Below are 12,464 nucleotides of genomic sequence, written 5' to 3'. Positions count from 1 at the left end.
TTTTTATTTGATTGTGATATTATAATTAAGAGTAAGTATTAATTAATTAAAATTACTATGAAAATAAGTTAACTTATGTAAAAGTTGAATATTATTTTCTGTAAAATTTCTGATATTTACAGAAGGGGGATAAAGAATGAAAATAAAAATATCGTTATTTTTAGTTATAATGCTATCTATTATAATACTTGTGGCGTGTGGAAATAATAAAGCACAAGAAGCAACTGTTAGTAATGCTGTAAAAACTAAGGATATTAGCTTCGTAACACCAGATGGTCTTACGGCTATAGCAATATCTAAGCTAATTAAAGAAAAACCTGAAATAAAATCAGGATATAATATTAACTATACAATTGAACAAAATTCAGATAGCTTAGTTACAAGTGTAATGAAGAATGAACCAGATATTGCTGTAGTACCTTCAAATGTGGCAGCAACTGTATATAATAAAAATAAAGAGTATAAAATAGCTGGAACTATAGGTTTTGGTTCATTTTATCTAGGTACAACCAATGAAAATCAAAATCTTCAGGATTTAAAAGGAAAAGAAATTTATAATATAGGCAAAGGATTAACACCTGATATAATTGCCAGGACAATACTTAAAGCTAAAGGCTTTGATGTGGATAAAGATATTAACTTTAGTTATGTGAATACAGTAAATGAACTTGCACCAATTATTTTAGCGGGTAAGACACAATATGCTGTGATTCCCGAGCCGGCTTTATCTACTGTTCAAAGTAAAAATGAAAAATTTAATATAATGTTAGATTTAAATGATGAATGGAAGAAAATAAATAATTCTGAGTATGGGTATCCACAATCAACTCTTATAGTCAAGAAGGAGTTGTTAGACAAGGATAAGGAATTTGTTCAAGCCCTTTTGAAAAATGTAAAAGATGCAACAGAGTGGATATATAGTAATAAAGAAACAGTAGGATCTTATTGTGAGGAAATAGGAGTTTCAGCTAAAAAGCCTATAGTAATAAAATCTATAGATAAATCCAATATAAAATATGTAGATATAAAAGATAGTATTAAAGAATATAAAACTTATTTTGAGAAACTTAATGAATTTGATCCAAAGACAATTGGAGGAAGTATACCAGATGACGAAATATTCATGGAGAAATAAAGTATATACGTTAGTGTCGTTTATATTTTTTATAGGATTATGGCAATTAATTGCTATAATAATTAATAATGATATATACATTCCAAGAATAGAACAAGTTGTTGGTGCCATTAAGGATATTTTTATTGGAGGGGATTCATTAAAAGTTATCTTTAGCAGTTTATATAGAACCACAATTAGCTATATATTAGCATTAATTTTTTCTATGATTTTAGGGGTACTCGGAGCTGTGTATCCCTTTTTCAAATATTTAATGGAGCCAGTAAATTCGTTTAGTAAAACTATTCCAACTATGGTTTTAGTAGTTCTTTCGTTAGTATGGTTTGATAAAGATAAAACTCCATTTATAGTTGGTTTTGCTATTATTTTTCCGATACTTTATGAAGGAATAAGAAATAATCTTATGCAAATAGATAAAAAAATAATTGATATGACAACTATATATGAAGTGAGTTTAAATGATAAAATTAAAAAAATTTATATTCCAGTTATGAAATTTTATTTTATGAGCATATTTGTATCAACATTTTCACTAACTTTTAAGGTTGTAATTGCTGGAGAGGTATATGGCCAACCTAAATTTGGGATAGGCTCTCAAATACAGATAGAAAAAGTGAATTTCAATACATCAGGAATTTTTGCTTGGATCATAATTATTGTATTTATATCTTTAATTTTAGAAATAATAAATAGAGTGTTGAAAAATAAAATATATAGGTGGAGCTAATGAAGATAAGTATTAGAAATTTATATAAATCGTATGATACTGATGAAATTTTCAAAGATTTTAATATTAATTTCAGTGATGAACATATAAATTGTATAATAGGAAAATCCGGTTGCGGGAAGACTACTTTGCTAAATATTATTGCTGGATTATTAGAGGCTCAAAGTGGTGAGATTAAAGGAGTCTCAACGAGGGATATAAGCTATATATTTCAAGAAGATAGGCTGATTGAATGGCTTACGGTTAAGGAAAATCTAGAGATTTCTTTAAAACGATATTTTGATAAGTCACTCATAGGCAACAAGGTTGAAGAAATTTTAAAATTAGTGGGCATTTATGATGTTAAAGATAAATATCCAAAGGCATTAAGCGGTGGAATGAGGCAGCGAATTAATATAGCAAGAGCTTTTGGAAAGCCATCAAAAGTAATTTTAATGGATGAGCCCTTCAAATCTCTTGATTATAAATTAAAGTATACAATAATAGACGAATTCAAAAATTTATTAAATAAACAAAAAAGAATGGTAATATTAGTTACCCACGATTTAGATGAAGCTATATATTTCCGAGGAAATATAATAGTATTTAATAATAAACCTGTTCAAATTGCAGGAATATTTGATGATAAATTGGAACAATGCAAGGATGAAATTTTAAAAATAATCTAATATAGTCATAATTATAAATTATGTTTTATATGAAATACAGCGTAAGCACTATGTTAAATGAAAAATTTATTGATTGTGATATGGTTGTACTATTATAGTTTGTTCTTAGCAATAATAAGGACAAACTATAATAATTTAATTATATATACAAACTTTACTTCCAACTAAAATGAATAAGAAGCTTGCAAGTATAAAGCTAGATACGCTTAATGCTTTTTTATTTGCATTTAATAAATTAATACCAAGTAATGTATCACAGAAACCCAAGCAAATAAATATCAATGGAAAAAAATCATTTGGATTATACTTGCTTACTATTATATTTAATGAAAATAAAGGTAATAGTACGGCTAAGCTTAGGTTAATAGCATAAAAAAGCTTTTTGATCATATTTATTCACCACCTAACAATTGTAAAATTATGTATTATACATTAATTATATACAAGCTCTTTAAATTTTATTCCTAATTAAGGAAATCTATAGTTTAAGAAATTTATTAAAAAAGAAAGGAGATTTTATAATGGTAAAAAAATTTATTCTATTTTATAAACCATATAAAATTTTATTTGCTTTAGATTTAATAGTAGCTTTAATAGCATCGTTATGTGATTTGGTTTATCCTATAATGACTAGAGATGTTGTTAATGATTCTATTCCAAATAAAGATTTTAGAATGATTATAGTATTTGGAGTCACATTATTATTTATTTTCATTGCAAAAGCTGCATGTGGATATTTTATGCAATATTGGGGACATGTTGTTGGTGTTAGAATGCAGGGAGATATGAGGAGAAATATATTTAAACATCTACAACGTTTACCAAATAGTTTTTTTGACAGCAATAAAACTGGAGATATAATGTCTAGAATTATAAATGATTTAATGGATATCTCAGAACTTGCACATCATGGTCCGGAAGATTTATTTATTTCAATTGTTATGTTAATTGGATCATTTGCCATACTTTGCTCTATAAATGTTCCGCTTACAGTATTAATTTTTTCATTTATACCAGTAATAGTTTGGTTTACATTATATGAAAGAAAGAAAATGAATAAAGCATTTTTAGATACCAAAGTTAAAACAGGTGCAGTAAATGCTAACTTAGAGAACAGTATTTCTGGGATAAAAATATCAAAAGCATTTGTTAGTCATAAAGTTGAAGAAGAAAAGTTTGAAGAAGGGAATGCTAACTTTATTAAAGCAAGAGAAGAAGCGTATAAAGTAATGGCTGAATATTCTTCAGGAGCAGGCTTCGGCATGGATATCCTAAGTTACGTAGGATTAATAGGTGGTGGTATATTTACTTTTATTGGCCTTATAAATATTGGAGATTTTATAGCTTATATGCTTTATATAAAAATATTTATTACTCCTATAAAAAAGCTTATTGATTTTATGGAGCAATTTCAGAATGGAATTACAGGGTTTCAAAGATACATGGAAATTATGGAGGCCGAAAGAGAAAAAGATAAGCATGATGCAATTGAACTAAAAAATGTAGATGGAGAAATTGAATTTAAAAATGTTGTGTTCAGATACGAGGGGAAAAGAGTGCTAGATAATATATCTGTTAAAATCAAAAAAGGACAAATGTTAGCTCTAGTTGGTGCATCTGGGGGAGGCAAGACAACTTTTTGTAATCTTATTCCTAGATTTTATGAAGTTGAAAGTGGGGATATATTAATTGATAATAAAAGTATCTATGATATAAAATTAAATTCACTTAGAGAAAATATTGGAATAGTTCAGCAAGAGGTCTTTTTATTTACTGGAACTATAAGAGAGAATATATTATATGGAAAGACAGACGCAAGTGAAGAGGAGTTATTTAGGGCTGCAAAAATGGCTAATATTCATGAATTTGTAACTTCGCTGCCAGTTGGATATGATACTTATATTGGTGAAAGAGGCGTAAAATTGTCTGGAGGGCAAAAGCAGCGAATCTCAATTGCAAGAGTTTTTCTGAAGGATCCCCCAATATTAATATTAGATGAAGCAACATCAGCCTTAGACAATGCAACTGAGCGTGTGATTCAAGAATCATTAGAAAAATTATGTGCTGGTAGGACAACTATAGTAGTGGCACATAGATTATCAACAATTAAAAATGCAGATGAAATCGTAGTTCTTGGTAATACAGGAATTCTAGAGAAAGGAACTCATGAAGAGTTAATGGAAAAGCAAGGAGAATACAGTAATCTACATAAACTGGCTGCTGTATAAATGCTCGATATTATAAAAGGATTGATGGCAGTCAACTTAGTAACATGCCATCAATCCTTCTGTTAATTATTAGATTCTTTTTTTAGTGAATTTAATAAACTAATTTTCTTACATAATAAAGCCGCATTATTTTCAATTACAGCCTCATCAAACTCTCTATTTAAGTTAGAATTGCTTATTTCATTTGAAGCATTATTTCCAAAGCTGCTTTTTACCAGTCTCGAATTTTCTGTGCTTTCTAATCTTACCATGTTATTTAATTCATTACTTAATAAATCAGAGAAGTCTTCGGAATTAGAATTATGTGAACTTTTTGAAGCAATTGAATTCAAGGTATCTCTAAATGAATTAGATTTATTATGCCTTTTACCAGGAGAGAGGGGTATATTGGCGTAAGGCCTTCTTATTATGTTAGTATCAGTATTAGTGCTGGATATATTACTTACAGTGTAACTACTAGAACTTAATTTATTATCAGGCATATATACCCCTCCTTTTATTTGCATTGTTATTTATATAATCGTATTTTTTTAAGAAAGCTTTAAAGTAATGTATATTAATATTTTATAGTAAAATTTTACCATAAGAATTCAGATAAAGCAATAATTTGAGTTTTTATTAAATCATTTTAATTAGTTAACAGGTATGAAAAGATAATAAAAATAGAGTAAAATCATTATAATTTCTGATTTTACTCTATTTTTAACCATAATAGAAAGTACTATTTTAAATGTATAAGAATTAAATTTCTACTTCATATATCCAGCCTTCAGGAGCTTCAACATCACCAAGTTGAATTCCTAAAAGTATATCATATAATTTTTGAGTTATAGGTCCTACTTCAGTTTCACTAAAGAATACATGTAAGTTGTCTTTGTATTGGATTCCTCCAATAGGAGTAATTACTGCAGCTGTTCCGCAAGCTCCAGCTTCTTTAAATTGATCTATCTCATCTATGAGAACTTCCTTCTCATAAACAGGCATATTTAAATAATGCTCTGCAATGTAAAGTAGAGAACGCTTAGTTATACTAGGTAAAATTGATGGAGATTTAGGAGTGACAAATTCATCATTCTTAGTAATTCCAAAGAAATTTGCAGCACCTATTTCTTCAATTTTAGTGTGAGTTGCCGGATCTAAGTAAATACAATCAGCAAATCCTTTTTCTGCAGCTACCGCATGAGCTTGCAATGACGCTGCATAGTTTCCTCCAACTTTATTGCCTCCAGTACCGTGAGGAGCTGCTCTATCAAATTCGTCCAGAACTATGTAATTACATGGTGAAACCCCGTCTTTAAAATAAGGACCAACAGGTATACAGAAAACGCCAAAAATATATTCTGGAGCTGGCTTAACACCTATATTGTGTCCAACACCCATTAAATATGGTCTGATATATAAAGTTGCACCACTGCCGTAAGGTGGAACATATTTTTCGTTTGCTTTTACAACTTGCATAACAGCATCAATAAATTTTTCTTTAGGAACATGTGGCATTAGCAGTTTATCACAACTTTCATTCATACGCTCTGCATTTAAGTCAGGTCTGAACAATTGAATTTTACCTTCCTTTGTTGTATATGCCTTAAGTCCTTCAAAACAACTTTGGCCATAATGAATAACAGTAGAAGCTTCGCTTATAGTAAGCATATTATCTTTAGTAAGTCGTCCCTCATCCCATTTTCCATCTTTCCAAACTGAAATATAACGAAAATCCGTTTTTATATATTCGAATCCTAATTTACCCCAGTCTATATCAGCTTTTTTCCCCATTTTCCATTCCTCCATATCTATACAGGCTTTGGCTAAAAATATTTATGCCTATTGCCATTGTTTACTTAATAACATCTATTGTAGCACTACTTAAAAAAAAATTCCACAATTCAGTATAAAAAGCAAAAGGTTATTGTTAATTTATCAAAGAAATATAATAAGCTACTGACTACTTTGCTTTCTAATGGCGAAAAGTTTTATGATATTCTATTGAGCGCTATAGAAAAGGTGAAAAGGAAAATACAAATGATATGTGTAAAAAGATTTCAAATCTTGACCTAGAACTAATGTGTGTTATATAATTTATGGTGAGTTTGTGAAAATGTGGGAGAGGATTGTTTGGATATGAATGATAAAGATATTATGCTGTGTGAGGCGTCTGTAACAGGTAATGTAAGCGATTTTAAAGAAGCTATTAAGCTAGGAGCTGATGTAAATACCAAGAATGCAGAAGGACAAACACCATTATGTATGGTTGCAAAGTGTAGATTGGATTTGGTTAAAATTTTGATTGAAAATGGAGCCGATGTGAATATACAAAGTGGCAAAGGAAGTGCTCCATTACATTGGGCAGTTGAATATGATAACGTTGATATTGTAGAATATTTGCTTAAGAATGGTGCGAACACTGAACTAAGAGATGAGAATTACGAAACACCACTACATTGGGCAGGATGGACAGGGCATTATAAATCTGCAAAGATTCTTCTTCAGTATGGAGCAAATAAGAATGCGCAAAATGGAGGCGGGATAACACCGATCGATTTAGCCAAGAGACAAGGACATAATGAAGTAATTGAAATTTTTCGATAAAATAGAAAACAATTATATTAGTTTATTTAATTGGACAGAAACAAAGTGACTATTTTAGGCATAATCATATGTTCTTAAAGTCAATTTATTTTAAATGAAATTATTGAAAATAAAGCAAATTAAAATATCCTAGAATTAATATAAGATATTTTAATTTGCTTTTCTTATAGGGAGATTCAACTAAATATAATTCTATTGAGGTGATCTTAGATATAAAAAAGAAGAAGCCTCCTAATAAAGTTCTTCTTCTAATTTACTATGATTATGTCTTTAGTATAATACTATTTCCAAGGAGTGGCATCTGATGGCATACGCCAGTCACCTCTAGGACTTAAAGAAATACTTCCTACTTTAGGTCCATCAGGAAGGGCACTTCTTTTAAATTGTTGAGTGAAGAACCTAAACATAAATTTATCTAACCACTTTTCTATTTCTTCTTTTGAATAATCATCTTTAAATGCTGCTTTAGCTAAGAAGAATATTCTTTCCTTAGTTGAACCATGTTTTATAAAATGATATAGGAAGAAATCATGAAGTTCATAAGGACCCACAATATCCTCAGTTTTTTGTGATATTTCACCATTCTTATCTTTAGGCAATAACTCCGGACTAACAGGAGTATCGAGTATATCCATAAGTGTATTACATACAATTTTAGTAGATTCATTTTGTGCAACATATTCTACTAAGTATCTAACAAGAGTTTTAGGAATTGATGGATTTACAGAATACATTGACATATGATCTCCGTTATAAGTGCACCAACCAAGTGCAAGTTCTGATAAATCTCCAGTGCCAATTAAAAGTCCATGTTCTTTGTTAGCAATATCCATTAATATTTGAGTTCTTTCTCTTGCTTGAACATTTTCATAAGTAACATCGTGAATGTCGCTGTTATGGCCAATATCTTCAAAATGCTGTAGGGAAGCTTTAACAATATTTATTTCCCTAAGATCTGTACCTAATTCCTTGCATAAGCTGATAGCATTATTATATGTCCTATCAGTTGTACCAAAACCAGGCATAGTAATAGTAACTATATTTCTTTTATCGAGATTAAGTAAATCAAAGGTTTTTACTATTACGAGCAGAGCCAGAGTTGAATCTAATCCTCCAGATATACCAACTATTGCTTTCTTTGATTTAGTGTGTTCTAATCTCTTTGCTAAGCTTGCAGCTTGAATATTAAATATTTCTTTGCAGCGCATTTCTCTTTCTTTTTCATAAGAAGGTACAAAAGGATGTTTATCTACATATCTATCAAAGTTATTAATTGAAGCATTCTCAAATTCAAATTTAATCATGTTAGGCTTTTTGTTAATAAACCTTGAAGAATCTTTAAAACTAAGATTCTTCATTCTTTCAGCCTTCAATTTGAATACGTCGACTATAGAATAGATTACTTCATTCTCTCTTTGAAATCTATTATTTTCTTTTAAAAGTGAACCATTTTCACTTATTAAAAGATGACCACTAAATAGTACATCAGTAGTAGATTCGTGAACGCCAGAAGAAGAATAAATATAGCTGGAAATTGTTCTGGCACTTTGATTTGAAATAAGACTTTTTCTATAATCCATCTTACTTACTAACTCATTTGAGGCAGAAAGATTCCCAATTATATGAGCTCCCATAAGAGAAAGATAAGAACTAGGAGGGATAGTTACCCATAAGTCTTCACAAATTTCAATTGCAAAGTTTACAATACCGCTTGAAAAAATCAGGTTTGTTCCAAATGGAACTTCTTTTTGGAACGGTAAGTCTACTTTTTCATTTTCAACAGAAATTCCTTCAGTAAACCAGCGTTTTTCGTAAAATTCACTATAGTTTGGAAGATATGATTTTGGAACGATTCCTAAAACACTCCCTTTAAATAGTAAGAATGCACAGTTGTATAAGGCACTATTACATAGAAGTGGAGCCCCAACGGCAATTAAAATATCAAAATTTTTAGTTGCATCTAATATATTCCTAATGCTGCTCAATGATTTGTTTATTAAGTATTCTTGTAAAAACAAATCTCCGCAAGTATAAGATGTAATACATAGTTCGGGAAAAACTATAAATTTACTTTCAGATTTAACTGCATCGTCTATGCACATTAAAATATTCTCTACATTATACTCAACATCAGCAACTCTAGTTTTTGGGCAGGCAGCTGCAACTTTTATAAAATCCATATAATCACTCCTTATAATACATTGATAGAGGTTCTATTATTTTAGAATATATATTAATTTCATCAGTAAATATTAAACACTTTAAGTGGAAGTATATCCTAATAATTATATACTAACATAAAAATGAAATCAAAGAGGAATAATAAAAGATACAAAATGAATTAGTTTATGATAATATTTACCTAAAGAGACTTTTAATGAACTATATAATAAGATTTTGGTAACAATAAGAGTCGGTTATTGATTAAAATACTTAACTTTATGGAAATAATATATTAAATAACATACAATAATACAAATGATAAGCTTTTTGGAACGGAGGAAAATAGAAATTGAATATAAATGAAATAGAAAGTAAGAAAGCAAAGATTTTGAGTTCTCAAATGAAAAAATTAATAAAGAGGGAAGAAAAATTTTTTAATAGAAAAGAAAACAAATATATAAAAGAAAGAATTTCGCCAATCAAAGAAAAAATTGAAGAAAAGATTCCTGAAAAAATGATTGATACATTTGAAAAAGCATTTGAAAAAGGATTCTATTATGTATTTGAAAAAGGTACACTAATAATAGAAAGGACCTATAATTTAGAAAGATTAAAAAGTGAAGCGGATATAAATGAATATATTTTATCAAAAAAAATTAATAATAAAAATTTAACTAGAATTGATAAGAGAGTAAGAAAAGGTGTAATTATTAATAAAGGTATCACAGCAGCAGAAGGTGCGGTGCTTGGAGCGTTAGGTATAGGATTGCCAGATATACCAGTGTTTATAAGCATGATATTAAGAACTGTATATGAAATCTGCTTAAATTACGGATATACCTACGAATCTGATGAAGAAAAAGCCTTCGTTCTGAATATAATCTGTGCGAGTGTAAATAAATCAGCTGAAAGAATTATATATTCAAATGAGATAGATAGGATTGGTTACAATATTGATAGAGGAATTAGAAGTAATATAAAACTTAAAAATATAATAGTAATAACTTCAAGGAATTTATCAGAAAATATACTTTTCTCAAAAGTAATTCAAGGGATCCCCATAGTTGGTATTTATGGCGGGATAGCTAATTATAAGATTATAAGTGATATAAGCGAAGTTGCTAGTATAAAATATAAAAAGAGACTATTATCTAAATTATAGTACTTGTTAAAACAAAATTGGTGCAATGAATTTAGTGATAGTAATTGAAATCATAACAAAAAAATATTAATATAGACTAAGCAGTATAAAAAATTATTTGAGGTGAAAATAATGAAAAAGAAAAAGCTAATGATTTCAGTTTCGATACTATGCATAATACTCTCTTTTTCTTTGATTGGGTGCAGTATTAAAGATGATTATATAATTGAAACTAAAGAAAATACCGATGAAAAACCTTCATCAGATAAGATAAATGAAGCATTTGATTCAGAAAAGGTAAAAGATTTAATGGATAAGTTAAAGACAACACCTAAAGAGTTATCAGATAAAAGTAATGATGTTGATAGTGATACAGTACGTACTATGAGAGAATTAAATGATAAAGCGGACGAGCTTACTGATGCTCTAAACAGCGCAGATTTTCAAGGAAAGAGTGAAGATATAAAGAATAAGTTTGATGATATTAATGACAAGCTAAATCAAATTAAAGATAATGTTGAGGATGCAAAAAATCGGGTGGACACGGCAAAAAATCCTATAGATGAAAAGCAGGTAACAAATACAGTAGATGAGTTTCAAGTACATATGAATAATTTGCAAAGAGCTTTAGATAGAGCAGCTTCAACAAGATAAATAGTTTATGTGTGCCAATGAAATAAAGTTGTATATTTATTTCATTGGCAAAATTTTTATGCTTATTATGATGTTTTTATAATTTATTTTGTTAAATTATTAGGAAAGATGCAAATAAAATTCTTACGGTGAACTTATTAATATGAAGACTTTATGCAATATAATATAATTATTTTAATTTTTTATACATAAAACTATAAAACGAAAAAAAGTACTTGAATGTTTTGCTTTAGTATGGTAAAGTGATAAAAGGAAAAAAGCAATACAGGGGGAAATAATTTATGAAAATTAATAAATTGATTAAAAAATTAGCTATAGTAGCTATAATAGCGACTATTGGTACAAGCTTAGTAGCGTGTAAAGGAAATACTGAAAGTAAATCAACAGAATCAAAAACTTCAGCTAGTACATCAGATAAGGATGAGTTAGTAGTGGGCTTTGATGATACATTTGTTCCTATGGGATTTAAAAATGAAAGTGGAGAAATTGTTGGATTTGATGTTGACTTAGCTAATGCAGTTGCAAAAAAACTTAATAAAAAAGTAAAGTTTCAAGCAATTGATTGGAATATGAAGGAGACTGAACTTAACAATGGTAATATAGATTTAATCTGGAACGGATATTCAATTACAGATGAAAGAAAACAAAAAGTTGAGTTTTCAAAACCATATTTAAATAATACTCAAGTTATAGTTACATTAGCAGATTCTAATATTAAAACTAAAGCTGATTTAGCAGGGAAGAAAGTTGGAGCGCAAACTGGTTCAACTGCAGTAGATGCAGTTCAGGCAGATGGGAATACAGAAAAAGGGTTCGATGGTGGAAAATTAGTTACTTTTGAAGATAATAATGCTGCATTAATGGATTTAGAAGCAAAAAGATTGGATGCAATTGTTGTTGATGAAATATTAGCTAGATATTATATGAAGGCTAGAGGAGAAGAGAAGTATAAAATTTTAAGTGATAATTTTGGAAATGAACAATATGGAGTTGGAATTAGAAAAGGAGATACTAAGTTTGTAGATGCCTTTAATAAAGCTTTAGATGAAGTAAAATCAGATGGCACTGCTGGGGAAATATCAAAAAAATGGTTTGGACAAGATATAGTTGTTAAGTAGCAGTAAAAGTTATATAAATATAACAGAATTTTATTTTAATGAGA

General features: G+C 28.9%; 12 protein-coding genes. 9 read left to right on the top strand and 3 right to left on the bottom strand.

All coding sequences use genetic code 11. The features are described from left to right. The first annotated feature begins 136 nt into the window (after positions 1-136). From COL3_RS01445 to COL3_RS01425, 5 genes are all read left to right on the top strand, one after another. Positions 137-1,135, top strand: coding sequence for an ABC transporter substrate-binding protein (locus COL3_RS01445; RefSeq protein ID WP_008425073.1), 999 nt, complete (start codon positions 137-139; stop codon positions 1,133-1,135). Further along, complete coding sequence (locus COL3_RS01440; RefSeq protein WP_008425071.1) at positions 1,110-1,862, top strand: ABC transporter permease subunit; 753 nt, start codon at positions 1,110-1,112, stop codon at positions 1,860-1,862. Before COL3_RS01445 ends, COL3_RS01440 begins: the two co-directional genes overlap by 26 nt. Further along, positions 1,862-2,530 carry an ABC transporter ATP-binding protein gene (locus COL3_RS01435; protein WP_008425069.1) on the top strand — a complete coding sequence of 223 codons (669 nt, stop codon included), beginning with the start codon at positions 1,862-1,864 and terminating at the stop codon, positions 2,528-2,530. The genes COL3_RS01440 and COL3_RS01435 overlap by 1 nt, the downstream gene beginning before the upstream one ends. A 169-nt stretch (positions 2,531-2,699) precedes the next feature. Next, positions 2,700-2,903, top strand: a complete 204-nt coding sequence (locus COL3_RS28490; protein WP_180277908.1) for a hypothetical protein — start codon at positions 2,700-2,702, stop codon at positions 2,901-2,903. 148 nt (positions 2,904-3,051) lie between these two features. After that, positions 3,052-4,758 carry an ABC transporter ATP-binding protein gene (locus tag COL3_RS01425; protein ID WP_008425065.1) on the top strand — a complete coding sequence of 569 codons (1,707 nt, stop codon included), beginning with the start codon at positions 3,052-3,054 and terminating at the stop codon, positions 4,756-4,758. A gap of 62 nt (positions 4,759-4,820) precedes the next feature. Here COL3_RS01425 and COL3_RS01420 read toward each other — a convergent pair whose 3' ends face one another. Further along, the gene (locus COL3_RS01420; protein ID WP_008425063.1) at positions 4,821-5,240 is read right to left on the bottom strand and encodes a hypothetical protein; all 420 of its coding nucleotides are present in this window, start codon (positions 5,238-5,240) and stop codon (positions 4,821-4,823) included. 259 nt (positions 5,241-5,499) lie between these two features. Next, a complete protein-coding gene (locus COL3_RS01415) occupies positions 5,500-6,531 on the bottom strand; it encodes a branched-chain amino acid aminotransferase (protein ID WP_008425061.1) in 1,032 nt (343 codons plus the stop codon). Positions 6,532-6,876: 345 nt separating this feature from the next. Here COL3_RS01415 and COL3_RS01410 point away from each other — a divergent pair, with 345 nt between their 5' ends. Beyond that, complete coding sequence (locus COL3_RS01410) at positions 6,877-7,344, top strand: ankyrin repeat domain-containing protein (protein WP_008425059.1); 468 nt, start codon at positions 6,877-6,879, stop codon at positions 7,342-7,344. Positions 7,345-7,625: 281 nt separating this feature from the next. Here COL3_RS01410 and COL3_RS01405 read toward each other — a convergent pair whose 3' ends face one another. Further along, positions 7,626-9,524 carry an NAD(+) synthase gene (locus COL3_RS01405; protein WP_008425058.1) on the bottom strand — a complete coding sequence of 633 codons (1,899 nt, stop codon included), beginning with the start codon at positions 9,522-9,524 and terminating at the stop codon, positions 7,626-7,628. 332 nt (positions 9,525-9,856) lie between these two features. On the opposite strand from COL3_RS01405, the gene COL3_RS01400 reads away from it, so the two are divergent. The 3 genes from COL3_RS01400 to COL3_RS01390 all read left to right on the top strand — a co-directional run bounded on the left by COL3_RS01400 (position 9,857) and on the right by COL3_RS01390 (position 12,420). Then, positions 9,857-10,669, top strand: coding sequence for an EcsC family protein (locus COL3_RS01400; RefSeq protein WP_008425056.1), 813 nt, complete (start codon positions 9,857-9,859; stop codon positions 10,667-10,669). A 111-nt stretch (positions 10,670-10,780) separates the two neighbouring features. Beyond that, positions 10,781-11,302, top strand: a complete 522-nt coding sequence (locus COL3_RS01395) for a hypothetical protein (RefSeq protein ID WP_008425054.1) — start codon at positions 10,781-10,783, stop codon at positions 11,300-11,302. Positions 11,303-11,583: 281 nt separating this feature from the next. After that, the gene (locus tag COL3_RS01390) at positions 11,584-12,420 is read left to right on the top strand and encodes an amino acid ABC transporter substrate-binding protein (protein ID WP_008425052.1); all 837 of its coding nucleotides are present in this window, start codon (positions 11,584-11,586) and stop codon (positions 12,418-12,420) included. The last annotated feature ends 44 nt before the right edge of the window (positions 12,421-12,464 follow it).

The organism is Clostridium sp. LS (genome assembly GCF_002760435.1).
Lineage (GTDB): Bacteria > Bacillota > Clostridia > Clostridiales > Clostridiaceae > Clostridium.
The sequence above is the reverse complement of the archived record's forward strand: the minus strand, read 5'-3'. Positions and strand labels throughout refer to the sequence as shown.